Consider the following 24,158-nt stretch of genomic DNA (forward strand, 5'->3'; position numbering starts at 1 on the left):
CATGAACATTTCAGAAAGCAAGCGGCTTTTTGCCCATGCCCAGAATTTTATACCCGGAGGAGTCAATTCCCCCGTTCGCGCTTTTCGTGCAGTAGGAGGTGAGCCTGTATTTATCAAAAGAGCCGATGGAGCATTTATTTTTGATGAAGATGACAATGCCTACATCGAGTTGATCAATAGCTGGGGCCCTATGATTTTGGGGCATAATCATCCCTTGATCCGACAGGCTGTGATCGATGCGATGGATAGCGGAACTTCTTTTGGGGCGCCTACGGCAAAAGAAGTGGAGATTGCGGAGCTGATCGTGCAGATGGTGCCTTCGGTCGAAAAGGTAAGAATGGTCAATTCCGGAACGGAGGCGACTATGTCTGCCATTCGTGTCGCAAGAGGCTTTACCGGAAGGGATAAATTCATCAAAATGGAAGGGCACTACCATGGACATGGAGATTCTTTTTTGATATCGGCTGGTTCTGGTGCGATCACCATGGGGAATCCCGATTCCCCGGGAGTGACCAAAGGGACGGCAAAGGACACCTTGCTGGCGCCGTATAATTCTTTGGAAGCGATCGAAGAGTTGGTAGCCGCAAATAAAGGAGAAATAGCTGCTTTGATTTTGGAGCCGGTACCTGGAAATATGGGCTTGACGATTCCCTTCCCCGGTTATTTGCAGGGGTTGAGGGAAATCTGCACCCGAGAAGGAATTGTATTGATTTTTGACGAAGTCATGACGGGTTTTCGACTGGCACCGGGAGGTGCACAGGAGCTTTTTGGCGTGACTCCGGATATGACTACGCTGGGTAAAATCATCGGTGGAGGTATGCCGGTAGGGGCCTATGGTGGCAAAAAGGAAATCATGGAACACGTATCTCCAGCCGGACCTGTGTACCAGGCAGGAACGCTCTCCGGTAATCCCATTGCCATGTCCGCGGGTTTGGCGATGCTTCATCATCTCAATGATCACCGGGAGATTTATGGAGAGCTCCTGACCATCGGTAGAAAAATCGCCGAAGGAATCGTGAAAATTAACTTAGAGCTGGGCTATCATTATACTGTAAATCATCTGGGTAGTATGTATTCCTTGTTTTTCAGTACAGATCCAGTGGTTGATTTTGAATCGGCCAAAAAATCGGATACTCAACTCTTTGGGAAGTATTTCCAAGCCATGCTGAAAAGAGGGGTTTATTTGGCACCCTCTCAATTCGAAAGCCTGTTTTTATCTACTGCTCTTCGGGACGATTTGATTTCTCAAATTCTCCTAGCCCACCAAGAAAGCATGAAAGAAATTCATTCGATTTAAAAAAAAATACATCTTATGTCAATCACCGTATACGGAATCAAAAACTGCAATACCATGAAGAAAACCTTTGAGTTTTTGGACTCAAAAGGGGTGGATTATGAATTTGTGGATTATAAAAAGCAAAAACCCACACAGGAATTGCTAAACGGGTTTTTGAAGAAAACTGAACTAGCCAGTCTAGTCAATAAAAAGGGAATGACGTATCGGAAAATGGATGAAGGTCAGCGAAGCTACTTGGAAAAAGAAGCCACAGCTATCCCGATTTTGATCGAAAACTCCAGCATGATCAAGCGGCCGATTATTCTATATCCAAATGGAAAAATCAGCTTGGGTTTTGATCCCGAAGTGATCGAAAATCAACTTTAAAAATTAGAAGGTCATTCTTTTTATTGATCAAAGAATGACCTTCTTCTGGATACTTTGAGGTCCTGAAGAATACTCGATTTCACTCGAATATCGATATTGTACGAGGTAAATCGTCCAAAGGGCACCCAGTTTACATTCATCTGCCAGCAGTGTAGATCCCGGGCAATTCCAATCATGGACTGAGTTATGTTTTTTGCCTGAATATCCAAACCTGTACTGAAGTTAATCTTCCATTTTTCGGACAGGGACACATCCCCACTTAAGTTCATGGCCTGAGAAATATTTGTATTTCCGCTGGACTGCCTGTTGTATGATAAATTATATCCTACGGTCATATTCCAGGGAATATTCCAGTCAATGTATTGGCTGGGATCATTGACGATTTGGTTGATTTGACTTTCGACAAATTCATTCATCTGTCCACCCTGCTGCATAAACTGATTGGTCAGCTCATCCCGGACTTCATTGGGGTTTTGGGTGTCGCTGCTGGGATTGATTGATGCATTCAGGTTTAGCCTGGCACTACGGATAGCCCCGATTCCCTGACCGTTTTTCCAAGCAAATTCATTGATTCTCCTCGTGACTTCATTTCCATTGCTAGTACTAAAGGTCCTAGTAGCATAAGGATCCAGTGTACTTGACAAGTTGACGGAGAGTTTTCGGTCAAAAAAGCTGGTTCTAGCGCTGATGTTAATATTGGAAAGCTGGAAGGAGTCAGCGGCAAAATTGTAGGATGAATTTAAACTTAAGTTTTCCAGCAAAGGGATTTTTTTGGTACTTTCTTCTCCGGTGGTATCTTCGTCATTTCTGATTTTTGCCTCCAAAACACTTCTCAAAGACATGGTCAATGATCGGCTTTCTCCTCCCGGTGCACCCCCGTAAATAAAACCCTGATGGCGGTTGTAAAGTCGTGTATCGCCTTCGGCATTGGTTTGCACGCGCTGGAAATAACCAAATGCATCATCTGTAAAATCCGGATTGTAGCTAAAGCCAAATGTCGGCTGAAGGTGCTGTCTTATGGTTTGGATTTTTCCTTTTTTGAAATTGAAAAAACCATAGACGTTGGTGTTTAGGTTAAATGAACTGGTGTAAAAAGTGACTCGGTTAAATCCGTTTTCTACGATTTGATCCACGCGTTCGGACTCAGGATTGTAGAAGTAACTCAATTTTTGCAAATACCAAAGCTCCGTGATATTAGCCGAGGCTGCAGCGGTGAAATATTTGAAAACATTGAACGTGGACTGAACCGGGATTCGATGCTGGGCTCCATTATTTGCATTTTGAAGAAGCAGGTTGAAGTTTTCCGGAGTAAATGGAATCAAATCGGGAGTCGTGTTTCCTCCGAGTTCTGCATCAATCGGTGTGGCTGTCTGAATCCGGTTTGAAATGGAATTTTGGAAATCAAAAGTCCAGGCAATATTAAACGTTTTTAGCGGCTCAAATTTCACATCCTGAAAAGGATTCTGCCGATTCATACTGAAATTCAAGGTAGGAAGTCTCAGTTTAACTTCTCCGGTACTGACCGACTGGGAGTGCTGCATACTGGACGAAAGCGAGAAAGGTGTTCCTGGAAACTGCTTGGTAAAGTTGACTGTGGACTGTAGATCTGATTGGATGTTGTTTTGAAAATTGGTGGGATTGACCACATTATTGAAGTAGCTGGTGCTACCCGCATTGACCGAAGCAGAAAACCGGCTGGTTCCGCGACTTTCAGGGGTGTGGTTCCAAGTCACCCGAAAGGTTTTCGTGTCAAGAGGATTTTCATCCGTTTCGGCTGATTTGATGATTTGATAATCTACATTGAATCCACCACTGTATCGATATCGTTTTTTGTAAACTGCTTGGGATTTGGCCCCGTAGCTTCCTTTGGAATAAATATCTCCCGTCACCCGCGCATGAATGAAATCATTGAAGGCAAAATAATATCCGAAGTCTCTTAAAAAGAGTCCTCGAACCTGTTCTTCTCCATAAGTGGGAAAAATGATTCCCGATGCTTTTTCCTCAGGAGTATTGGGAATAATCCCAAAAGGAAGTCCCAAAGGCGTAGGGATTCCATTGAAATACAAATTGAAGGGGCCAGATACGATCTGTTTTCCTTCAATTGATTTTAGTTTTTTAGAAGAAATATGATAATGTGGCTTGGTCAGTTTACAGGTAGTATAATACCCATGATTTAGGTAAACGTCACCGTTGTCGGTTTTTTTGATCGTTTCTCCTCTCAAAATCCCATCCTGCTGCTCGGTGACAACATCCTTGATGATTGCTTTTTGGGTCTTAAAATTATAGCGCATTTCCTTTCGGATTTCATAGACTTGGTTTCCGTCTTTGAAAAAAGGATTTCCGCTGATATTCCCCACACTGTCGGTCACACCTGTGGCATAGAGTTCGGATTTTTCCCAATCGATCACAATCACATCAGCATCGAGCCTCATCTGTCCGTACTCAAACCAGGCCTCTTTATACAGGTAAAGTTTGTTGGTCAGGAAATCAGCCACAATACTATCCTCAGCATGATAGGTGATTTCTGAGGTAATACTACTGCTGGGCACAATTTTTGTCGAATCACTTAATGCAAGCGTATCCGCAGGGATAGCGAGAGTATCCGGGATTTCTACACGAGGCAGTCCCAAGGTATCGGGAGCCTTGAGGGGTTTTTCCGTGACTCGACCACTTCGCTGAGCAAATGCCAGCTCAGGCAATATCAGAACGGTGAAAAAACAAAATAAAAGGAGTCTAAATCCCTGCACTGCTGCTTGCGCTTTATTTAATTTGAGTGAAATTTCGCGTAAAGTTAATTTTATTGCCCTCATGGAACGTTCCAAAAACAAAAAATTTATTATTAGTCTGATTTTATTGATCCCATTTGTATTTGGAGGATTTATCCCTAATGAAACGATGATGCCGGCTTTTCGGATGAAAAAAATCGTATTAGATGCCGGTCACGGTGGCAAAGACCCTGGTAATCTGGGATCTAGGTCTCGAGAAAAGGATATTAATCTGGCCGTCACGCTGATGGTGGGAAAATATATTGAGGAAAGTATGCCCGATGTGGAGGTGATTTACACCAGAAAAGACGACAGCTTTCCAACGCTAAAAGAACGCCCCCAAATCGCCAATAACAACAAAGCCGATTTGTTTGTCTCCATCCACAGCAATTCTGCAGCGAACAGATCCGCATTTGGCACCGAAACCTTCGTGATGGGAACCAAGCATTTTGATGCCAACTTTGATATTGTCAAGCGGGAAAATTCCGTGATTTTTTTGGAGGAAGATTACAAAGAGAATTACGAAGGTTTTGATCCTGCTTCTCCAGAATCGTATATGATGTTTAACTTGATGTCAAAGGCTTTCTTTGAAAATTCAATAAGCTTGGCCGATCAAATCGAAACTCAATTCAAAGACAGAGTGGGACGTAAAAGCCGCGGAGTCAAGCAGGGACCTTTTTATGTGCTTTGGACGCCTTCCATGCCTTCTGTATTAGTAGAGCTAGGATTTTTATCCAATTCCAATGAAGAACGCTTTCTGATGAGCGAAACTGGCCAAGATTACATGGCTTCTGCCATTTTCCGATCCATACGTGATTATAAGAATCAAATTGAATCCAAATGATTTTATTTTGAAAACCAATTCTTTAGCCCTTTTCTAGTTTAGGAAAGGGCTTTCTTTTTAGTCAAAACCAAACTTCCTTTTGTAGATTGGAGTTTGAAAATAGATAAACCCAAAATGTAACCATGAGCCAAAAAGCTACTTCAACTCCCTTTGATGATCTTTTGACCACGCTACAGGAAAAATACCGGCAAGTCAAGCTGGGTGGAGGTACCAAGCGAATCGAAAAAGAACATGAGAAAGGAAAATTAACCGCTAGAGAACGAATTGAGTATTTGCTCGATCCGGAAAGCGAGTTTTTAGAAATCGGAGCTTTTGCAGCCGATGGAATGTATCAGGAAGAGGGCGGCTGTCCCTCCGCAGGCGTAGTTACCGGTATCGGATATGTCAGTGGTAGGATGGTTGTCGTAGTGGCCAATGACGCGACGGTAAAAGCAGGTGCCTGGTTTCCCATGACTGCCAAAAAGAATCTCCGAGCGCAGGAAGTGGCCATGGAGAATAAACTGCCGATCATCTATCTCGTGGACAGCGCCGGGGTTTTTCTTCCCATGCAAAATGAAATTTTCCCCGATAAAGAACACTTTGGAAGACAATTCCGAAACAATGCAAAGATGTCCGCCCTAGGTATCGTGCAAGTAGCTGCGATCATGGGCAGCTGTGTGGCCGGTGGAGCTTATCTTCCGATTATGTCTGATGAGGCGATGATCGTGGACAAAACCGGATCGATCTTTTTGGCAGGATCCTATCTCGTCAAAGCAGCGATCGGTGAGACCGTGGACAATGAAACTCTGGGCGGTGCGACTACGCATTCGGAGATTTCCGGAGTGACGGACAATAAATACGATTCTGATCAGGATTGCCTCGATGCAATCAAGCGAATTTTTGATAAGATAGGTGCAAGTGAAAAAGCTGGATTTGACCGGGTTGAGTCGAAGTCACCTGCTTATTCTGGAGAGGAACTGTTGCAAAAATTCCCTCAAGAGCGGGTCAAACCTTACGATATGCATGAAATTCTCCGCGGAATCGTCGATGGAGGAGAACTGGATGAATATAAAAAAGACTACGGTAAAACACTCATTTGTGCCACAGCGCGAATTGACGGCTGGGCAGTGGGAATCGTAGCCAATCAGCGAAAAATCGTCAAAACTGCCAAAGGTGAAATGCAAATGGGCGGGGTGATTTATTCGGATTCGGCAGACAAGGCTGCCCGATTTATCATGAACTGCAATCAGCGAAAAATCCCATTGGTATTTGTACAGGATGTCAGCGGATTTATGGTAGGTAGTAAGGCCGAACAAGGCGGGATTATCAAGGACGGAGCCAAAATGGTCAATGCCATGGCTAATTCGGTTGTCCCCAAATTCACGCTCATTATTGGGAATTCTTATGGAGCAGGAAACTATGCCATGTGTGGGAAAGCCTATGATCCTAGATTGATTTATTCTTGGCCATCAGCTCAAATGGCGGTCATGTCAGGTGCTTCTGCAGCTAAGACATTGCTTCAGATTAAGGTTTCTTCCCTGAAGAAAGCCGGAAAGGTGATTTCACCCGAAGAAGAGAAACAGCTTCTAGAAGAGATTACCGATAAATACAATGAGGAGTTGAGTCCATATTACGCAGCAGCACGACTCTGGGTAGATGGAGTGATCGATCCACGGGAAACTCGCAAAGTCATCAGTATGGGGATACAGGCAGCTAATCACGCGCCGATTACTGAGCGGTTTAATGTGGGAGTGATTCAAACTTGATGAAAATTGTTTAAATTAAGCTAGACTTTATAGTGAATTGATGAGCGAACTGAATCCAAATGAGTTAAATGCTTTGGTTTCATTATTGGACGATACTGATGCCGAGGTTCGAAATCATGTCCGCGACAAGATTTTTTCGTTGGGTACCGAGATTATTCCTTTTTTAGAAGAGAAGTGGGAAACGAGTTTTAATCCCGAGATCCAGAAGGAAATCGAAGTTTTAGTGCATGATTTACAGTTTACACTTTTGAAAAAAAGACTGGAAAACTGGCGGGATAGTGAGGATAGGGATCTGCTTACGGGGCTTTGGCTGATTAATACCTATCAATATCCGGATTTGGAGTTTGAAAAGCTCAACGCTGAAATGCACCAAATTTACTTTGAAGTTTGGACCGCTTTCAAAAACGATCTTGGGCCTTATGATCAGATCAGAATCATCAATAATGTCCTGTTTAATACGCTGCGATTTTCGGCAAATACCAAAAACTTCCATTCTCCTGCCAACAGTATGATTTCGGCTGTGTTGGACACCAAAAAAGGGAATCCAATCACATTATGCGCCATTTATCTTCTAGTCGCTCAGAAGCTGGGACTCCCAGTCTATGGTGTCAATCTGCCCAATTTATTTGTTTTGACCTATGTCTCTGATGATATTACCTTTTATATCAATGCCTTCAATAAAGGGTTGATTTTTAGACGGCAGGATGTGGTCAATTATTTGGAGCATCTCAAGATTGCCCCTCAGGATTCTTTTTTCGAACCTACGGATTCGATACAGATCATCCTTCGGTCTCTGAGAAATCTCGGACATTCATTTGAGAAATTGGGAGAAATCGAAAAAGTGGATGAAATCAAATCCTTAATCGATATTTTGGAAGCTTAATATGTCTTGACATTACATCCGGTAGCCCGAATTTGGCCAGGACTGGGTTTTTCACCTTTTAAAATCTGATTGAGAGCCCGTTCTAGGTATTTGTCGGAAACGGATGCTTCGGCTTGGGGATTATTATCGATTGCACCTCGGTAGGCGATTTCCAAATCTTCTTCACCTTTAACCAACACAATTACTTCTGGAACCTTGGTGATTTCCCACTTTTTGACCAAGGTCAGTTCTTCGTCGATCAGGTAATTCATGTTGACTCCAGAATCATCAATGTAGTTTTTGAGGTTCTGCTGAGAGGAATAGTCGTTTTCTGTATCGGGAGTGATCAGGACAAAATCAATTCCCTGATTCTGAAAGGTGCTTTTTAGACTTTTGATCCGTCCCTCATACATTTTAGCAAATGGACAATCCAGGCTGTGAAAAATTAAAACCAAGGCCTTTTGCTTGAGAAGGCTTCCGATGGACACTTTTTTTCCTGTGATTGCATCCAGTCTTTCGATAGACCCTGTTTCTTGACCCCAGACCAAAGCTGGAATCAGGACAAAAAGAAGAAGTATCAAAAATGGAGTTTTCATGGTTTTACCAGATGGTGTAAGTGAGGACGGTTTGGTCCATAATGCGATTTCGAACCTGGAAATGGTGATCATCGTGATCGGTACCGTAGATTTTCCCCCAAATGACTTTACTGTCTTTTTCGAAAGGCTCCAGGAGGATATTTTCCCGGAAAGAGACACCTCTTTTCCCCTGACATTTGAAAATCGATTCCTTTGCTGACCAGGCTAGCGTGTAATGTAAGGGGTCTTTTTCGAGAAAATCAACTTCCGAGGAATCTAGAAACCGGAATCCGATATTCACTATTTTGTCACGAATCAAATCCATATCAATGCCTACCGGATTGTCTTGGTGAAAAATAGCTGCTGCCATCCCGGCAGTATGGGTTAATGATACAAAACCCCTGCCATTCATGGATTGGGACTTGCCATGCTCGTCTTTGAAATATCCGGGATAAGGAATATCAAAGGAATCCAAAGCGTCTTTGATCGCCAAACGGGAAGTGGCCCATTCTTTCCTTTTTTCAGCGTGGGAAATATTACAAAGGGATAGTTTTTCTCTAAAACTCAAGAAATCTAACTTTTCCTCCGGTTGATCTTCAATTATCTTGATAGCCAAGGCTGATGAAGAATCTATTTTTTCTATTTTTGTTTGCATAGGTCAAAAGGGGACTCTTTTGAAGAAGCCAATATATGGGAAAAATTCTGGTAAATAAATCGCACACACTGACAGGTCATAATGATTGTATCTATGCCTTGGTGGAAGGAGGAGACCCAAGATTTTTTTACACAGGTTCGGGAGACGGAATGGTGGTCGAATGGGACCTAGATGACCCTAAAGACGGTAAATTAATTGCAAAGCTCACCCATTCGGTCTATGCGTTAGGCATGGATGCGGCAAGAAACTGGTTGATCGTAGGGCATAATTTTGAGGGAATTCACGTCATTGATCTTCAGGAAAACAAGGAAATTTGGTCGCTGAAATTGACTGATCAAGCGATATTTGATGTCAAAGTCATTGGTGACGAAATCCTCGTCGGAACCGGAGATGGAGTACTGGTTTTAGTCGATATAGAATCCAAAGCAGTAAAAAGACACATCAAGCTGAGCTCCAAAAGTATCCGGGTAATGGATTTTGCAAGAACCAAAAAACACCTGGCTTTGGGGCTTTCTGATTTTACGATCAAAGTCCTCGATGTCGCCAAGGAATATCAACCCCTCACAAATCTAAACGGGCATCAAAATTCTGTTTTTGCTCTTGGATATTCTCCGGATGAAAAAACACTGATCAGCGGTGCAAGAGATGCACAGTTGAAATTTTGGGATACCGAGAGTTACGAACAGGCAGAGAATATCATCGCACATATGTTTGCTATTAATTACCTTTCCTTTCGTGAGGATGGAAAATATTTAGTCACCTGCTCCATGGACAAATCGATCAAAGTATGGGATGTGGAGGAGCGTAAACTCTTAAAAGTTATTGATAAAGCACGAAATGCCGGACACGGTACTTCGATAAATAAAGTGATTTGGAGTAGCTATTCGCAGCAAGTGATAGCGATCTCCGATGACCGTACCATATCCATCTGGACTATAGAATCCCAAAATTCATGAAAATCACACCAGCCGCTATTCGTCAGCAATCATTTGAAACCGCCTTTCGAGGCTACGAGAAAAAAGAAGTTACTACTTTTCTGGATGAAGTCAGCCAGGTCGTCGAGCAACTTCATCAGGAAAATCTCGAACTGAAAAGCAAACTCCAGCACGTGGAGGCGGAAGCAAAGCGTCTCAAGGATGTGGAAGATTCACTTTTTCGAACCCTGAAAACGGCCGAGGATACTGGTGCCAGCATTATTGAAGAAGCCAATGAGGCAGCGGATCAGATTATTTCGGAAGCGAATGAAACCGCTACAAACGCCACCGCCCATGTCAACCAAATGATGGAGGAGGCTAGGAAAAAAGCAGAAGAACAGGCATCGACCATTATTTCTGCAGCGGAGCTGAAGGCTAAGGAAACCATCGTGGAGCTTCGCGAAAGCATGACTGGCTTGGTAAGATCATACGAAGGACTCGTGGAGCAGCGGGAAGCTTTGGTAAAAAGTCTCAAGCGGATTTCACAAGACACGATTAACCAGATTGATTTGTCAGAGGCGCATTTCTCCAGAATTGATGCCAAGGCACATCAGCGCGCAATCGATGAACTGAGTCGCTCACAGGTATTTACTTTTGTAAATATTGCCAATCTTACCTCGGCCACGGGAGGCAGGGACCAAGAGGATCCTGAGCCCGTCAGAGAAGAAGCACCAAAAACTGCGGATAAAAACCGTGAGGTAAATGAGAAATTAGAAGAGGTGGAGTTAACCGAAGAGCAGGAAGTGGAAGGTATTCCGGATTTGGCACCAAAGACGGAAAAAATCAATGAGGAGGAACTGGAATTATCTGAACCTGTCGAGGAAATAGAACCGGAGGATATTTCACCTGAAGAAGTAAAGCCACCTGTAGAGGTGAAGCCATCGGAAATAAAAGATCCTGAACCGGAACAGAAAAAGGATTCCAAAAATCAATCGGGTTCGTTTTTTGATCAGTTTGACTGATGGGAAAGGTAGCTTTAGAAGGAATCGAATTTCATGCCTATCATGGTGCTTACCCCGAAGAATCTATATTGGGGAATCGCTTTACCTTGGATTTGGAACTGGAGACGGATTTTAAAGAGGCAATGCTTCACGATGAGCTGAGTGCTACAGTGGACTACTCCAAGCTGTACAAAATCATCAAAGCACGGATGGACGTCAAAGTCAAGCTCTTGGAGCATTTGGGACATATGATAGTAAGTGATATTTTGGAAGCGTACCCAAAGACTAAACAAATCCGACTGACGCTCAAAAAACACGGACCTGCTTTGGGAGGATTGGTGAAGTATTCGGCAGTTCAGATTCAATACCCAGAAGATTATGCCTAGACTTTTTCTAGTTTTCTTTTGTTTTTCTTTAGTTGTTTTTTCGAGCTTCGGCCAAGGAGTCGCTTATCAGCTATTTGATGCTTCGGGAAAGAAAATCAAGTTCGATAAAATGATGACGAAAGCTGAAAAGGCTGATGTTATATTTTTTGGTGAATTACACAATAATAGTTTAGCCCACTGGCTTCAACTTCAGGTGTTGAAGGGGCTTTCCAAAAAAAATGCTGCACTTGTTTTTGCCTCTGAGTTTTTTGAGCGGGACGATCAATTGATCATCGACGAATGGATGTCGGGAAAAATCACGGATAAGAATTTTGAAACTGAGGCCAAACTGTGGAATAATTACTCCACCGATTACAAGCCGCTCATGCTTTTTGTCAAAGAAAATAATATTCCTTTTGTGGCTGCCAATGTGCCGCGTCGATATGCTTCCTTGGTGAGTAGGTCCGGTTTAGTCGCATTGGATTTGGTGAGCGAACAAGCAAAGCCCTATTTTGCGGAGCTGCCGATCGAGGTGGACATGAATCTACCTGGCTATGTAGCGATGAAAGATATGATGCACGGAGCACCAGGTAATTCGGATTATATGATCCAAGCGCAAGCACTAAAAGATGCGACTATGGCGGAATCCCTTTTTGATTTTTTGGAAAAGGATTTGCAGGTTTTTCATGTCAATGGTGCATATCACAGCAAGGAAGGAGAGGGGATTATCTGGTATTTAAAGAGGAAGTTTCCGGATAAAAATATGATCAATATCCACACTGTAGAGCAAGATCAGCTCGAGCACTTGGATGATCAACATGCCTTAGGAGGTGATTTTATTCTTGTCCTTCCCAAAGACGCCCACAAATCCTATTGATCCATGTATTCCAAAGCCGAAACTTCCCGAATCCGAAAGGAATTTTGGATCAAATTTGGGCAATATATGAAGCCTGTTCCCAATGCCCAGGGGAGGAGGATCAATTGGCCCAATTATAAAACCGGGGTAAAAGATATCTATTTTAGGATGAAAGCCGAGCGGGGTTTCGCATCGATTGGGATTGAGATCACCCAATCCGACACCGAGCTTCAAGAGTTGTTTTTTGACCAGTTTTTGCAACTGAAGCGGATTTTGGAAACCGAAGTCGGGGAAGAGTGGACTTGGATACTACATCAGGAAAATGAATTCGGTCAATTTGTTTCAAAAATTGAAAAGGTAAAAAAAGGACTCAATGTAATGGAGGAAAAGGACTGGCCTGATATCATCTCTTTTCTTAAGCCAAGAATTATTGCCCTAGATGAATTTTGGGATTTGGTCAAGCCTGGATTTGAAAATTATTAATGAAAGTCAATCCCAAATTCAACGATTTATTTTTCTCTAGTGATTACCTCAATCCAGCGATCAATTCATCAAGGGTGCTTTTTAGGACTTTAGTGTTAAGTACTCCATTGGCCGTTAATATGCCGGTTCCCGTTCCCATCCAAAGCACTTCATTGCTTTGAGCATCTTGGATAAGGAAAATCACTTTTCCATATTTTCCCGGCACTTTATAAGGAGGGGAATAAGGGGTGTCACCCGTTAAACCAACACCGCCACTATAGCCCAGTTCTTCCTTTTCATAATTAATCGAGGCGATCACGCTTTGAACCAAAAGTTCGGGATTTTCCTCAACTTCAGATAAACCATTTTCCAGCAATTTTTTCTCAAAATATTTATTCAACTGAACAATATCGTTAGTGGCATCTGATTTTGTGATGAATTTAAATGTTTTCATACTGGACAGATCAATAGGTTTGCTTATTAGATCGTACTCCAATTTATCAGGGGAGGTTTTTCTGCCATCAGCAGTAATGGTGTCGGAGACTTTACATGAGGCAAAAACAAAAAGGGAAAGGGCAAGGAGGAGAAGGTTCTTCATGGCTAAATCATTGAGGTAAAGAATAAAATCTATTACGCTATTTTTAACTTTTTGGTTTAAAAAAGACGCTTATTTTCAAGGGTTTGTACTTTGGTTTACAAGATTTTATGGGGCTATCCGCCTAAAGTGCTTTTTTTCGGTAGGTAAACTTTTCTAGTTTGGGTTCACCTTTTTCTCCCAAATCCACCCAAATGACCAATTCCTCGCCTTTTCGCTCCATAGTCAATCCGTCAAACTTAGCTTTTTCTTTACCGAGCTCAATAAGGGAAAATGTCGTCCATTTTTCTTTTTCTTCCCAGCCACTGAGATCGGGATTGAAGTGTTTAAGTTTTAAGGTGACACTTTCTCCATCCTGAATCAAATGCATAAATTCAGAGAAAACCAATTTTCCCTCACTCCAAAATCGAAAAGTACCGATCATATGTCCATCAACAGGCGGAAGCCATACTTCCTCACATTCTCCTCCCAATCCCGGACCAGACCAATAGCCGACCAGCCATGAAAAATTTTCGACCCTTGCGCTTCCGGGACTGTTCCCTTCAGAAAGATTCCTTACCTTCTGAGCATGGGCTGGAAAAATCAAGAAAAATAGAAGAGCGGTCGTAAAGAGATTTTTCATCGGATCAAAGTTTCACCGAATCTACAAAAAATCAGGTATCGTGACGCTTGGGAATTTCGGGATTGACAAAAGTAAAACCTCTCGCTTCATCTCCCTCAAAAAAATCAATCTGCATCCCCATCAAAAACATGTAATGTTTCTTTTCAATCAAAACCGGAATTCCGTTGATATCAAATTTTTGGTCTTCTTCTCTGGGCTTATCAAAACCGAGTGCATAGGACATCCCCCCGCAACCACCTCCTCTTACACCTATCCGAAGATGATATTCGATGGGAATATTTTTGTGGGCCATGATATTTTTGATCTCAGCTTCTGCTTTTTCAGTGATGGAAATCGGTACGAGCATGTTATTCGAATGTTTTTGGCAGGAAATTGGTTCGTAATGGGAATCAAATTTACACAGACTTCCGTTTTTAGGACGGGATAAATTTTGGATATTCGAGCTTAATTAACCCAATGATGGAATACGTAATTGATTTGCTTAAGATTTTGCTCCCCGCGGGGGTGGTTTTGTATGGGATGTATCTGGTGATTGTCTCATTTATTTCCAAAGATCGGGAGAAAATGCTGGTAGATCTTAAAACTCAAAATACTCAGGTGGTGCTTCCTGTGCGTTTGCAGGCCGCAGAGCGCCTTAGTTTATTGCTCGAGCGGATTACACCTAATAATCTGGTCCGGAGGAGCAATGCCAGTGGAATGACTGCTGCGGAGTTGCATGCGGTTCTGTTAAGTGAAGTGAGAGAAGAGTTTAGCCATAACTTTTCCCAGCAGGTGTATTTCTCCGAAGAAACCTGGGAAGCGATCAAAAGAGCAGTCGAAGAAGTCACTACTATTATTAACTTAAGCCGACAGAGCTTGGATAAGGAAGCGACAGGAATGGATCTGGCAAAGGCTATTTTCACCCAGTCCTTGGAACGTAAAAACGATGCTGTTGCCTTTGCGCTTCGTCAAGTTAAATCAGAAATCAGTATTTATTTCTAATCCCCAAAACTCATGAGTAGTATCACCTCAAAAGCAAGCGAAATACTCGAAAGTGCCAAGGCACTTTTTGGCAGGCAAGTGGAAGTGCTTTCAAGACAAGAGGGAAAGGTAAGAGAACTGATCGCTGGGGTAAAAAATAAACTGGCAGGGTTGACTCACAATCCTCGTATTCAGAAATTAATAGAACCGGTAGCCGTATTTATCCGGATGCTGAAAGCGCACTTCGGTGGCCAACATAAATTATCCTCTACGACTTTGGGAATGATTGTATTGGCCTTGGTTTATTTTCTTTCTCCGGTGGATATTATTCCGGATTTCTTGGGATTTTTTGGTTTTGCGGATGACTTGTCGGTGGTTTTGGCAGTATATGCCAAGGTCAAAGATGAAATCGATCAGTTTTTGGACTGGGAGCGAACTCAGATTTAAACTGTACTGTTAAGCTCCAAAATCAACGTAAGACTTGGAGGAACTTGTGCAGCTAATTCGAATTAGTCCTGAATTGGTAGCGAAAGCTATGACCTATTCGGAATACAAAAATTTGATCGAAAAACTTTTTACAGAAGGAAAAACAACCGGCCCGAACCAGTCCGAATCCTATCTGGAATATACCCGAATGGCGATTCAGCGGATGAAGCGCTGGGATAAAACCATTCGTATCGATGAACGGATGACCGAATTGGTCAGCAAACTTCCCCCACAGCTTTGGATGTTGATTACGGAGGCTTGGTGTGGAGATGCGGCTCAGACCATTCCATATATATCCAAACTGGCCGACCTTAATCCGGATATTCAACTTCGCCTGATTTTACGGGATGAAAATCCCGGAATCATGGATCAATACCTCACCAATGGGGCACGGTCTATTCCTAAATTAATATCGCTGAGTCCCGGATTGCAGATGGAGTATTTTGTTTGGGGACCTAAGCCGGCTTATCTGATGGAAAAGCAGCGGGAGTTTAAGACTGATCCCAAAGAAAAAACGAGTAAAGAATTTACCGAAGAGGTGCATCTCTGGTATGCAAGGGATAAAAATCATACCTTGGGTGCAGAACTTTCCACCTGCTTTTACCAAGCTTTTGATTTATGAAAATAGCTTTTACCGCCGGGACATCTGGGCTAATTGGCATGCAACTTTTGCATCAACTTTTAAAAAACAAGGAATTTGATTATGTCCTGAGTGTCGGCAGGCGAAAGCTTGCATTGAAGCATGCCAACTTGATTCAGCTGGAAGGAAACATGTCCGAATTGGAGTTTTGGGATTGGCAGAATCAAATCAACTCCCAATCCCTAGGCGGAGAATATCAGGCCTTGGTTTCAGCGATTGAATCGGGTAAGGCTGAGATTTTCGGTTTCTGCAGTCTTGGCACCACGATCAAAAATGCAGGATCAAAGGAAGCTTTTTATGCGGTGGATCATGATTTGGTTTTGACCTTTGCCAAGTGGGTAAAAAAGCTGGGAGGAAGTAAGTTTCTGAGCGTCTCCTCAATGGGGGCTGACCCAAAATCTGGTATTTTTTATAATCAGGTGAAAGGAAAAACGGAAGAGGATCTCAAAGAATTAGATTTTGCACAACTGAGTATAGTCAGACCATCTATACTCTTGGGAAATCGTTCCGAATTCCGATTGGGGGAGCAAGTTGCGAGTATTCTGATGAGGCCTTTGGTTTGGTTGAGATTACTTAAAAATTTCCGGCCTATTTATGATCATCAAGTTGCGAAAGCCATGGTTTATATTTCGCTAAACCCTCAAAACCAACAAGTAAAAGTATATCTGTCAGGGGATCTGCAGGATTTAAGCAAAAAGTAAAAATGATCGTAGTCATTCAGCGCGTTTCCGAGGCATCGGTAAAAATCGATGGGAAAATTAAATCAAAGATTGGGGTTGGATTGATGGTTTTGCTGGGAATCGAAGAGGCTGATTCCCAGGAGGACATTGACTGGCTTTCCAAAAAAATCGTGAACATGCGGATCTTTCCGGATGAAGCAGAAATCATGAACAAAAGTCTTCTCGATATCAATGGGGAGATCCTTCTCATTTCTCAGTTTACGCTTCATGCCAGCACAAAAAAAGGAAACCGACCTTCTTATATCAAAGCAGCCAAACCCAATATCGCCATTCCGCTTTATGAATCAATGATTCAAGCCTTGGAAAGAGAATTGGGTAAGGAAATCGGTACCGGGGAATTTGGAGCAGATATGAAAGTGGCCTTGGTTAATGATGGTCCGGTTACGATCGTAGTTGATTCAAAAAATAAGATCTAAGATTTTATTTTTCCAGCGCACTGCAGAACTTGAGTTTTCGTCGAGAAATTTAAAAACTTCAATTTTTTATCTTTAGCCATGTCTTCAAGCTTGATTGATATTAACCGATGCGAAGTTCATTATAAAAGAATTCAAGTAGTTGATTCCTTGTCTTTTTCATGGGAAAAAGGTCAGCATTGGGCTATTATTGCCGAATCAGGTAGTTTACAAACTGCTTTTGTTGAAACCATTAGAGGGAATTCGGTCATTTTAAAAGGTGCCATTTCCAGGGATTTTGCTGCAGATTATCTGGAAAAAGAAGCAGAGACCAAGCAATTGGCTAGCTATCGAGACTTGATATCCTACATTTCTCAAGCTTATGTTTTTAGAAATAAATCCAACTTACAAAACTTCTATTTTCAGCAGCGTTTCAATGCGACGGAGTCCGAGGAGTCCGATACCGTGACAGAATATTTGAATAAGATCTCGGGTCAAAAATCTGGAAAATGGACTGTAGGATCTGTGCTGGAGTTGATGAAGCTCACTGATCTTGCCGATAAATCCCTGCTTAAATTATCCAATGGAGAGAGTAGAAGATTGGCGATTGCGGGAGGATTACTTCGACAGCCTTCCCTTTTTATTATGGATCATCCGATGACCGGTTTGGATGTGCAAACGAGACTGGATTTTGGGGGTATTTTAAAGCGAATTTCCGATTCGGGAATACATGTTTTGATGACGACAACTGCAGATGAAATTCCCGAGGGGATTACCCATGTTGCCGAGCTACATTCACATGGAATAAGAAAAATCTGGACACGCGATGATTTTCATTTTCAGTCGGCTGGTCAATTAAGAAAAGCCTGGGATTGGAGGGATTTGAATCATTTACTACCTGAAACTAGAAACAACCAAGATTGCCTAATTGACCTCCGAAAAGTATCCATCCGGTATGGAGAAAAACGCATCCTTCAGGAAGTCGATTGGCGAGTCAATGCCGGTGAAAAATGGCTGCTCCAAGGACCCAATGGCTCAGGGAAGTCCACGCTGATATCACTCTTAATTGGTGAAAATCCGCAAGCCTATTCTCAGGAGATTTATCTTTTCGGAAAAAAAAGGGGAACAGGAGAGAGCATTTGGGACATTAAGCGGCCGGTCGGATTTATGGCCCCTGAGCTTGCTCGATTTTTCCCGACTAACCAAACCTGCCGGAAAGTAATTTTGTCGGGATTGTTTGATACGATGGGACTTTTCAAAAAACCGACGGAAAGCCAAGAAGATGCTGCCAAAGGCTGGATGAAATTTTTTGAATTATCAGAAGATTCGGATCGACTTTTTTCGAGACTACCGTTGGAAAAACAACGATGGGCACTTTTAGCAAGAGCGTTGATCAAGCAGCCCGCATTGTTGGTCTTGGATGAGGCTTCTCAGGGAATGGATACCATTCAGCGTCAGCTTTTCAAAGATACGGTGACCAAGGTCTGCGAACGCTATTCTCCGGCTTTGATTTTTGTCAGTCACTATGAGGAAGATGTACCTGAGGTAATTGACAGGATTATAAAGTTGAAGGAAGGTCAGGCTTCCTTAGTTTAGGATGGAAGTGGGTGGATTTTTTAATCAATTTTTGAAAAATCTAGTTCATTATCCAATGGATAGATTCAGATAAGCTAGGATTATCCTTCACAGAAGATCAAATAATTTTAAATAGTGGATTAGAACCATTCAACCGATTATCAAATCAGATTAAAAAGAAAAACTTAAATTTGAAATCTTTCAAATCTCAAACCTTTAGCGCATGACTTTTCCTCAGTTGGTTGAGAAAGTAAATATATTAGATAATTTAGGCTCACCACAGGGGGTGGTCTGGTTGATCGATCAAATTCGTCCACCGAAGAATAAGCTGGAATTAGCTGAGGAAAATCTGGCAGCCTTGATTTTGGATATCCGGAATCATCCAGCCGAAAAAGACAGATTCAAGGCTTACCTCAGAACATTTATTTCATCCAGACAAATTGTCCAGCTATTTACAGATTCGGGAATTCAGACGGGAAAGGGATTTTTTACAGAAGCTTTTGATCGGATAAATTCCTGGTTTTTGCCGAGACTCTATGGGGAAACAGATCACACGGAGACATTTAATGAGATTTTTCATCAAAGTTGGGATTATAAGTGGGTAGAGAAAATATCCCGTGAAGCTTGGGCAACCTTATTTAAAGAATTTGATCTGGTAGAATTAGAGCGTCTAGACTTGGATTCGAGATTGACCACCCATCTTTTAAACAGTATTCTGGTTGTTTCACAGCGGGTGGCGGCCATGGGTTTAGAGCCTGAGATTTTGGCCAAATTACCGGAATTGGAAGAGTTCGATTCGCCTTTTGTGATTCAAAACAAGGAAATCTTCGATTACCTGGATGCCTACCAAACCCAAAAGGATTTTGACCGGACCAATAAAAACGCGGATTACAAGCAGATTTTGGTGATGCTCAGTCAATGTGCAGATTACGTAAACTTGATCCGGAAAAATAAGCGAAGGTTTGGGGCAGATATCAGCTTGACTTATTTGCTGAATCGAATCAATCAAAATATCAACCGCCTACGAACTTTGATGAAACTGGCGGTACAGATTAAGGAGGCTGAGGATTTTGAGTCTGAAATTGAATTATTAAAGACCTTAGTCTATTCTGAAAACAAGAAAAATTCGCTTCAGGATCATTTTGATACCAATGTCCGATTACTGGCTTTTCAGGTAACCGAACACGCTGGAAGAACAGGGGAGCATTATATTGCCAATACGGGTTCAGAATGGTTCAAAATGCTTTTCAAAGCCATGGGCGGTGGCTTAATCGTAGGGTTTTTATCCATCTTCAAAGTTTTCATCTATTACATGAAGGCGTCGCCCTTTGGAGAGGCATTTTTGTACAGCATGAATTATTCCTTGGGTTTTATCGGGATTCATGTTTCCCATTCGACTTTGGCTACCAAGCAGCCTGCCATGACCGCCTCTAAATTAGCAGCTGCCCTGGATGAAGTGACCAAACCTAAAGATAAGGCGATCGAAAATCTGGCGGAAGTAATTTTGAGGCTTTCCAGAAGTCAGTTTATTGCCTTTGTGGGGAATGTGGTTATCGCCTTTCCAGTAGCCTTTCTTGTGGCCTTTGGCTACCATTGGTACACGGGTGAGCATGTGGCGGGTCCGGACAAGGCGATGACTCTCATCAATGAATTACACCCATTTAACAGTTATGCGATTTTTCACGCAGGGATTGCAGGCGTTTTCTTGTTTTTATCCGGAATGATTTCGGGATATTATGACAATAAAAGTGTGTATAACAAAATTCCCCAACGCCTACAGCAGCACAAGTTGCTAGTGAAACTTTTTGGAAAAACCCGGATGGTCAATTTTGGGAATTACATCGATCAAAATCTCGGGAGTTTGATGGGGAATTTCTTTCTCGGGATATTCTTAGGTTCTACGGGGACGATAGGATACATTTTAGGATTGCCCTTGGATATCCGTCACATTACTTTCTCCTCGGGAAATTTTGGATTGGCTGTAGCTTCGATCGGCGACCGACTTAACGATTATCAAGTTTTCATGTCCATATTGGGAATATTCTTTATCGGATTGATGAATTTTCTGGTCAGTTTTTCACTTGCCATTTTTGTGGCGATCAAGTCTAGGGGAGTGAATTTTAAAGAAACCCGAAAGCTCATCCGAACGATTTTCGTGTGGTTTTTATATCGTCCTGCTGAGTTTTTCTTTCCACCCCGTACGAGCAAGCTCAAAAAGACCAATGAAATTGAGATTTTGGAAAAAGAGACCGAGGAGAGACCTAAACTTAACGATGAAACCGAGAAAGTAAGACCAACCAAGGATTAATCAATTACACCGGGGTTATTGATTTTTAAAATTGGTTAATTATAGTAATTCCTTCATTTTCGAAGCGGTTCATTGCGGGCAGTTCTTGACAGGCATCAGAAAGTGAAATTGCCTGGCCAATAAGCTTTTCGGGCTTTAATTTCCCCAGTTTGATCATTTCCATCATCTCTGGATATCTCCAAGCCTGCATGCCGTGACTGCCGAGAATTTCCAGCTCTTTTGCAATTACCAAATTCATCGGCATCGGACTGTCTTTTTCACGATCCAACAGTAGTCCTACCTGAATGTGTTTTCCTCTTTTTCGAAGGGAAGAAACTGATTGGTACGCCACTCGACTATTTCCCAAGGCGTCTAAGGAAACGTGAACTCCTCCTTTGGTCAGTTCCAAAATCGCTGCTGCTACCTCTGTATTTTCTTTTGAATTGATCAAAAAATCAGCTCCCAGGGATTTCGCTAAATCCAATTGTTTTGCTGAAATATCTATTCCGATGACATTTGCGCCTGCGGCTTTGGTAATCATAATTGCCGAGAGCCCGACTCCCCCGCAGCCAAATACAGCTACCCATTGACCAGCAGAAACTTTCCCTTGATCCACTACCGCCCGAAAAGAAGTGGCAAAGCGACAACCCAAACTCGCCGCGGTATCAAAGTTCATTTCCTCTGGCAATGCCACCAAATTACTGTCGGCTCTGTTGATTTTGACGAATTCGGCAAAAGATCCCCAATGTGTGAAGCCCGGTTGAGATTGATCGTCACAGATTTGCTGATTTCCCGAGTGACAAGTTGGGCAAACCCCGCAGGCGCAGACAAAAGGAACGGTCACCCGATCTCCCACCCGCCATTTTTTCACATGCGAACCGACTTCCGAAACAATTCCCGCAAACTCATGTCCTGGCACATGGGGAAGCTGAATATCCGCATCGTGTCCCATCCATCCGTGCCAATCCGACCGACAAAGCCCAGTGGCCTTGACGGCGATGATCACACCATCTGGATCGGGAGTGGGGTCGGGGACAGTTTGAATGCTGGGAAGTGTTTGAAACTGCTCGTAAATCAGTGCTTTCATTGGGTTAATTTTCATGAAAAATACCGATTCCCTTCCACTTTTTCTTGCTTACTTGTACTTAAATTAGATTGGATTTTATGAAAAATGATAAGGAAGAACTGACGCTATCAAAAGCTCAAGAACAGGTGGATCACTGGATCAAAACGGTGGGTGTCCGATATTTTAATGAATTGACGAATATGACGATTTTGATGGAGGAAGTCGGAGAGTTGGCACGACTGATGTCACGCACTTATGGAGAGCAATCTTTTAAGGAGACCGATAAGGGGAAGGAGCTAGGAGATGAAATGGCTGATATTTTATGGGTTTTGATTTGTTTGGCCAATCAAACTGGAGTGGATTTGACCGCGGCATTTCACAAAAATCTGGAAAAGAAAAATATTCGAGATGCTACCAGACATCAGGACAATGAAAAACTAAAATAAAAAGGCTGTCTCATAACTGATCATGAGACAGCCTTTTGATTATAAATTACTAGAAGCCTTGATCCATCTCACAGACAAATCCGGGTCTTCCATATCCGGATCTAGTGGAAACATCGGCCGCTGAATACGCTGATAACCCAATCGCTCCAAATCCTGATCCACACCTCCCGGAGTCAAAGCCATAATCCAGTCTCCTCGGAGATCATATAACTCAGGAACCAAATAACCGATTTTGACCACTAAAATGTCGGTCTCCCGTGGATTCAAACCTAAATTGGTGAAGTCACTTTCATGGTGATATGGTTTTCGTTTTTCTGTGACGATTACCTTGATCGAACCCACTTGGACCACAGCCTCAGTTTTGGCATCATCATCGCCTTCTTCAAGCGAAAGTAATTTTCCTTTCAGTTCTATTGGTGGTGCAAATCGATCGTCAACCATCGCTCCGACCATTCCCGAAATCTCTGCTCCAATTTCGGCATTTTTGGCCTTCTCAATCAAATCAGGCCCGGGAATCGAAGCGTAGATTAATTCGGGTCCACTTTCAGTTTTGAATTCAGATCTTTTTAAAAGTTCAGTCAAGGTCCAGGTGACATCTCCCGCACCACCGGCCGTAGGGTTATCCCCCATGTCGGAAATTACGAAAGGCTTATTTTCACTTTTTAAAGCCATTTCCAGACTTTCATCCAAATAAGCCACAGGCGCCACAAACTCAAATTCATTTCTCACGTCCCAGAAACTTTTTGCCAAATATTCGGCACTTTCTTTCACCTGATTTTCATCGTCACCAGTGACCATCACGACTGCATGATTTCGAGGTTCGTCAGCCCAAGCATAACCAATCCAGATTGCTGCATCGATTACGCCATCTTTTTTGGTTTCGGGATTCACTTTAGCATAAAGTGATTTTCCTGGTTCGATCCGTGTACTGGTTTTTTCTCCCGGGAGAAGGATTGGAACAGGGATCCAGGCTTTGTAGGCAGGTTTTCCTTTGCCTGATTCCAGTCGGTCCAATAGATTTTCGACCGCCCGCTGCTTGGACTGCAAAGCATCTTCGTGGGGAGCCATTCGATAGCAAGTGATCAGGTCGGTATGTTCTGCCAAGGTTTGAGATACATTGCCGTGTAAATCCATGGAAGTGGAGATGATCGTTTCTGTTCCGATTACTTCTCTTACTTTTTGGATAAAATCACCTTCGGGATCATCTAATCCTTCCACACTCATCGCTCCATGAATGTCAAAGAAAAGCCCATCGTAGGGAAGATTTTCTTTCAGTAATTCCAAGGTTACGTTGACCAAAGAATCGTAGGCTTCCCGAGTGACCATTCCTCCTGGAATCGCATGTCCGCGTAAGGTCGGAAACCATTCTGCACGTGATCGGTTTTCAGAGCTGTCAGCTAAAAAAGGATAGTAATTAAATACGTCTTGACCGATTCTGGCTTTAAAGGATTCTGCCGTAGATCGGGCTGGAGAAAAGGTGCTGGATTCGATGGCCAAGCCTGCTATGGCAATTCTGGGAAGGTTCTTTTCTTGGTTACAGGAAGAAAGGATCAAGATCAGGAAAATTCCTAGGTAGGTTTTCATAATGTGGGCTATGTATTGAAAACTGAAATTAGGAGCAATTTTCGAAATCTTTGATAAA

26 protein-coding genes are annotated in these 24,158 nt (G+C 42.7%); 18 read left to right on the plus strand and 8 right to left on the minus strand.

What is annotated here, in order from left to right:
• Position 1 precedes the first annotated feature (1 nt).
• Both hemL and BM043_RS02380 read left to right on the plus strand, forming a co-directional pair.
• Positions 2–1,297: a glutamate-1-semialdehyde 2,1-aminomutase gene (gene hemL / locus BM043_RS02375; RefSeq protein WP_092788624.1), complete on the plus strand. Its 1,296-nt coding sequence runs from the start codon at positions 2–4 to the stop codon at positions 1,295–1,297.
• 15 nt (positions 1,298–1,312) lie between these two features.
• Positions 1,313–1,663, plus strand: a complete 351-nt coding sequence (locus BM043_RS02380; RefSeq protein ID WP_092788625.1) for a Spx/MgsR family RNA polymerase-binding regulatory protein — start codon at positions 1,313–1,315, stop codon at positions 1,661–1,663.
• A 20-nt stretch (positions 1,664–1,683) separates the two neighbouring features.
• Here BM043_RS02380 and BM043_RS02385 read toward each other — a convergent pair whose 3' ends face one another.
• Entirely contained in the window at positions 1,684–4,410 is a 2,727-nt protein-coding gene (locus BM043_RS02385) for a putative LPS assembly protein LptD (protein WP_092788740.1), read from the minus strand.
• Positions 4,411–4,471: 61 nt separating this feature from the next.
• On the opposite strand from BM043_RS02385, the gene BM043_RS02390 reads away from it, so the two are divergent.
• The 3 genes from BM043_RS02390 to BM043_RS02400 all read left to right on the plus strand — a co-directional run bounded on the left by BM043_RS02390 (position 4,472) and on the right by BM043_RS02400 (position 7,900).
• Positions 4,472–5,272, plus strand: a complete 801-nt coding sequence (locus tag BM043_RS02390; RefSeq protein WP_092788626.1) for an N-acetylmuramoyl-L-alanine amidase family protein — start codon at positions 4,472–4,474, stop codon at positions 5,270–5,272.
• Between the two features lie 122 nt (positions 5,273–5,394).
• Positions 5,395–7,017: an acyl-CoA carboxylase subunit beta gene (locus BM043_RS02395; RefSeq protein ID WP_092788627.1), complete on the plus strand. Its 1,623-nt coding sequence runs from the start codon at positions 5,395–5,397 to the stop codon at positions 7,015–7,017.
• Between the two features lie 40 nt (positions 7,018–7,057).
• A complete protein-coding gene (locus BM043_RS02400) occupies positions 7,058–7,900 on the plus strand; it encodes a transglutaminase-like domain-containing protein (protein WP_092788628.1) in 843 nt (280 codons plus the stop codon).
• On the opposite strand, the gene BM043_RS02405 is transcribed toward BM043_RS02400, so the two are convergent.
• Positions 7,897–8,475: a redoxin domain-containing protein gene (locus BM043_RS02405; protein WP_177188407.1), complete on the minus strand. Its 579-nt coding sequence runs from the start codon at positions 8,473–8,475 to the stop codon at positions 7,897–7,899. The two genes, BM043_RS02400 and BM043_RS02405, sit on opposite strands and share 4 nt — an antisense overlap.
• A gap of 4 nt (positions 8,476–8,479) precedes the next feature.
• Positions 8,480–9,109 carry a 4'-phosphopantetheinyl transferase family protein gene (locus BM043_RS02410; RefSeq protein ID WP_092788630.1) on the minus strand — a complete coding sequence of 210 codons (630 nt, stop codon included), beginning with the start codon at positions 9,107–9,109 and terminating at the stop codon, positions 8,480–8,482.
• A gap of 35 nt (positions 9,110–9,144) precedes the next feature.
• On the opposite strand from BM043_RS02410, the gene BM043_RS02415 reads away from it, so the two are divergent.
• From BM043_RS02415 to BM043_RS02435, 5 genes are all read left to right on the plus strand, one after another.
• Positions 9,145–10,065, plus strand: coding sequence for a WD40 repeat domain-containing protein (locus BM043_RS02415; protein WP_092788631.1), 921 nt, complete (start codon positions 9,145–9,147; stop codon positions 10,063–10,065).
• Positions 10,062–11,045: a DivIVA domain-containing protein gene (locus BM043_RS02420; protein WP_092788632.1), complete on the plus strand. Its 984-nt coding sequence runs from the start codon at positions 10,062–10,064 to the stop codon at positions 11,043–11,045. The genes BM043_RS02415 and BM043_RS02420 overlap by 4 nt, the downstream gene beginning before the upstream one ends.
• Positions 11,045–11,410, plus strand: coding sequence for a dihydroneopterin aldolase (gene folB, locus BM043_RS02425; protein WP_092788633.1), 366 nt, complete (start codon positions 11,045–11,047; stop codon positions 11,408–11,410). The genes BM043_RS02420 and folB overlap by 1 nt, the downstream gene beginning before the upstream one ends.
• A gap of 109 nt (positions 11,411–11,519) precedes the next feature.
• Complete coding sequence (locus tag BM043_RS02430; protein ID WP_245752904.1) at positions 11,520–12,266, plus strand: ChaN family lipoprotein; 747 nt, start codon at positions 11,520–11,522, stop codon at positions 12,264–12,266.
• 3 nt (positions 12,267–12,269) lie between these two features.
• Positions 12,270–12,728 carry a DUF4268 domain-containing protein gene (locus tag BM043_RS02435; protein WP_092788635.1) on the plus strand — a complete coding sequence of 153 codons (459 nt, stop codon included), beginning with the start codon at positions 12,270–12,272 and terminating at the stop codon, positions 12,726–12,728.
• Between the two features lie 43 nt (positions 12,729–12,771).
• On the opposite strand, the gene BM043_RS02440 is transcribed toward BM043_RS02435, so the two are convergent.
• The 3 genes from BM043_RS02440 to BM043_RS02450 all read right to left on the minus strand — a co-directional run bounded on the left by BM043_RS02440 (position 12,772) and on the right by BM043_RS02450 (position 14,270).
• A complete protein-coding gene (locus BM043_RS02440; protein WP_092788636.1) occupies positions 12,772–13,305 on the minus strand; it encodes a DUF4136 domain-containing protein in 534 nt (177 codons plus the stop codon).
• A 121-nt stretch (positions 13,306–13,426) separates the two neighbouring features.
• Positions 13,427–13,924 carry a DUF6265 family protein gene (locus tag BM043_RS02445; RefSeq protein WP_092788637.1) on the minus strand — a complete coding sequence of 166 codons (498 nt, stop codon included), beginning with the start codon at positions 13,922–13,924 and terminating at the stop codon, positions 13,427–13,429.
• Positions 13,925–13,955: 31 nt separating this feature from the next.
• Positions 13,956–14,270 carry a HesB/IscA family protein gene (locus BM043_RS02450; RefSeq protein WP_092788638.1) on the minus strand — a complete coding sequence of 105 codons (315 nt, stop codon included), beginning with the start codon at positions 14,268–14,270 and terminating at the stop codon, positions 13,956–13,958.
• A gap of 110 nt (positions 14,271–14,380) precedes the next feature.
• Between BM043_RS02450 and BM043_RS02455 the strand changes: the two genes are divergently transcribed.
• The 7 genes from BM043_RS02455 to BM043_RS02485 all read left to right on the plus strand — a co-directional run bounded on the left by BM043_RS02455 (position 14,381) and on the right by BM043_RS02485 (position 21,025).
• A complete protein-coding gene (locus tag BM043_RS02455; protein ID WP_449353814.1) occupies positions 14,381–14,905 on the plus strand; it encodes a DUF7935 family protein in 525 nt (174 codons plus the stop codon).
• Positions 14,906–14,917: 12 nt separating this feature from the next.
• Complete coding sequence (locus BM043_RS02460; RefSeq protein WP_092788639.1) at positions 14,918–15,331, plus strand: YkvA family protein; 414 nt, start codon at positions 14,918–14,920, stop codon at positions 15,329–15,331.
• Between the two features lie 34 nt (positions 15,332–15,365).
• Positions 15,366–15,992 (plus strand): thioredoxin family protein, encoded by a 627-nt coding sequence (locus tag BM043_RS02465; RefSeq protein ID WP_245752905.1) that lies wholly within the window; start codon positions 15,366–15,368, stop codon positions 15,990–15,992.
• Complete coding sequence (locus tag BM043_RS02470) at positions 15,989–16,711, plus strand: Rossmann-fold NAD(P)-binding domain-containing protein (RefSeq protein WP_092788640.1); 723 nt, start codon at positions 15,989–15,991, stop codon at positions 16,709–16,711. Before BM043_RS02465 ends, BM043_RS02470 begins: the two co-directional genes overlap by 4 nt.
• Positions 16,712–16,713: 2 nt before the next feature.
• Positions 16,714–17,166: a D-aminoacyl-tRNA deacylase gene (dtd, locus tag BM043_RS02475; RefSeq protein WP_092788641.1), complete on the plus strand. Its 453-nt coding sequence runs from the start codon at positions 16,714–16,716 to the stop codon at positions 17,164–17,166.
• A gap of 78 nt (positions 17,167–17,244) precedes the next feature.
• Positions 17,245–18,738, plus strand: coding sequence for an ATP-binding cassette domain-containing protein (locus tag BM043_RS02480; protein ID WP_092788642.1), 1,494 nt, complete (start codon positions 17,245–17,247; stop codon positions 18,736–18,738).
• Positions 18,739–18,940: 202 nt separating this feature from the next.
• Positions 18,941–21,025, plus strand: coding sequence for a site-specific recombinase (locus tag BM043_RS02485; protein WP_092788643.1), 2,085 nt, complete (start codon positions 18,941–18,943; stop codon positions 21,023–21,025).
• A 25-nt stretch (positions 21,026–21,050) separates the two neighbouring features.
• Here the strand turns inward: BM043_RS02485 and BM043_RS02490 are convergent, their stop codons facing one another.
• Positions 21,051–22,091: a zinc-dependent alcohol dehydrogenase family protein gene (locus BM043_RS02490; RefSeq protein ID WP_092788644.1), complete on the minus strand. Its 1,041-nt coding sequence runs from the start codon at positions 22,089–22,091 to the stop codon at positions 21,051–21,053.
• A gap of 77 nt (positions 22,092–22,168) precedes the next feature.
• Between BM043_RS02490 and BM043_RS02495 the strand changes: the two genes are divergently transcribed.
• Positions 22,169–22,516 carry a nucleotide pyrophosphohydrolase gene (locus BM043_RS02495; protein ID WP_177188408.1) on the plus strand — a complete coding sequence of 116 codons (348 nt, stop codon included), beginning with the start codon at positions 22,169–22,171 and terminating at the stop codon, positions 22,514–22,516.
• A 39-nt stretch (positions 22,517–22,555) separates the two neighbouring features.
• Here BM043_RS02495 and BM043_RS02500 read toward each other — a convergent pair whose 3' ends face one another.
• Positions 22,556–24,100 (minus strand): M81 family metallopeptidase, encoded by a 1,545-nt coding sequence (locus BM043_RS02500; RefSeq protein ID WP_092788645.1) that lies wholly within the window; start codon positions 24,098–24,100, stop codon positions 22,556–22,558.
• Positions 24,101–24,158 lie beyond the last annotated feature (58 nt).

Source organism: Algoriphagus hitonicola (assembly GCF_900113375.1).
GTDB classification, from domain to species: Bacteria; Bacteroidota; Bacteroidia; order Cytophagales; family Cyclobacteriaceae; genus Algoriphagus; species Algoriphagus hitonicola.

Excerpts from the sequence above, each read along its gene's own strand:
- BM043_RS02440 (WP_092788636.1), bottom strand. The coding sequence starts at position 13,305 with ATGAAGAACCTTCTCCTCCTTGCCCTTTCCCTTTTTGTTTTTGCCTCA.
- BM043_RS02455 (WP_449353814.1), top strand. The coding sequence starts at position 14,381 with ATGATGGAATACGTAATTGATTTGCTTAAGATTTTGCTCCCCGCGGGG.
- BM043_RS02400 (WP_092788628.1), top strand. The coding sequence starts at position 7,058 with ATGAGCGAACTGAATCCAAATGAGTTAAATGCTTTGGTTTCATTATTG.
- BM043_RS02435 (WP_092788635.1), top strand. The coding sequence starts at position 12,270 with ATGTATTCCAAAGCCGAAACTTCCCGAATCCGAAAGGAATTTTGGATC.
- BM043_RS02460 (WP_092788639.1), top strand. The coding sequence starts at position 14,918 with ATGAGTAGTATCACCTCAAAAGCAAGCGAAATACTCGAAAGTGCCAAG.
- BM043_RS02430 (WP_245752904.1), top strand. The coding sequence starts at position 11,520 with ATGATGACGAAAGCTGAAAAGGCTGATGTTATATTTTTTGGTGAATTA.
- folB (WP_092788633.1), top strand. The coding sequence starts at position 11,045 with ATGGGAAAGGTAGCTTTAGAAGGAATCGAATTTCATGCCTATCATGGT.
- BM043_RS02485 (WP_092788643.1), top strand. The coding sequence starts at position 18,941 with ATGACTTTTCCTCAGTTGGTTGAGAAAGTAAATATATTAGATAATTTA.
- BM043_RS02450 (WP_092788638.1), bottom strand. The coding sequence starts at position 14,270 with ATGCTCGTACCGATTTCCATCACTGAAAAAGCAGAAGCTGAGATCAAA.
- BM043_RS02390 (WP_092788626.1), top strand. The coding sequence starts at position 4,472 with ATGGAACGTTCCAAAAACAAAAAATTTATTATTAGTCTGATTTTATTG.
- BM043_RS02405 (WP_177188407.1), bottom strand. The coding sequence starts at position 8,475 with ATGAAAACTCCATTTTTGATACTTCTTCTTTTTGTCCTGATTCCAGCT.
- BM043_RS02395 (WP_092788627.1), top strand. The coding sequence starts at position 5,395 with ATGAGCCAAAAAGCTACTTCAACTCCCTTTGATGATCTTTTGACCACG.
- BM043_RS02480 (WP_092788642.1), top strand. The coding sequence starts at position 17,245 with ATGTCTTCAAGCTTGATTGATATTAACCGATGCGAAGTTCATTATAAA.
- BM043_RS02495 (WP_177188408.1), top strand. The coding sequence starts at position 22,169 with ATGAAAAATGATAAGGAAGAACTGACGCTATCAAAAGCTCAAGAACAG.
- BM043_RS02500 (WP_092788645.1), bottom strand. The coding sequence starts at position 24,100 with ATGAAAACCTACCTAGGAATTTTCCTGATCTTGATCCTTTCTTCCTGT.
- BM043_RS02490 (WP_092788644.1), bottom strand. The coding sequence starts at position 22,091 with ATGAAAGCACTGATTTACGAGCAGTTTCAAACACTTCCCAGCATTCAA.
- BM043_RS02415 (WP_092788631.1), top strand. The coding sequence starts at position 9,145 with ATGGGAAAAATTCTGGTAAATAAATCGCACACACTGACAGGTCATAAT.
- BM043_RS02380 (WP_092788625.1), top strand. The coding sequence starts at position 1,313 with ATGTCAATCACCGTATACGGAATCAAAAACTGCAATACCATGAAGAAA.
- BM043_RS02420 (WP_092788632.1), top strand. The coding sequence starts at position 10,062 with ATGAAAATCACACCAGCCGCTATTCGTCAGCAATCATTTGAAACCGCC.
- BM043_RS02445 (WP_092788637.1), bottom strand. The coding sequence starts at position 13,924 with ATGAAAAATCTCTTTACGACCGCTCTTCTATTTTTCTTGATTTTTCCA.
- BM043_RS02410 (WP_092788630.1), bottom strand. The coding sequence starts at position 9,109 with ATGCAAACAAAAATAGAAAAAATAGATTCTTCATCAGCCTTGGCTATC.
- BM043_RS02470 (WP_092788640.1), top strand. The coding sequence starts at position 15,989 with ATGAAAATAGCTTTTACCGCCGGGACATCTGGGCTAATTGGCATGCAA.
- hemL (WP_092788624.1), top strand. The coding sequence starts at position 2 with ATGAACATTTCAGAAAGCAAGCGGCTTTTTGCCCATGCCCAGAATTTT.
- dtd (WP_092788641.1), top strand. The coding sequence starts at position 16,714 with ATGATCGTAGTCATTCAGCGCGTTTCCGAGGCATCGGTAAAAATCGAT.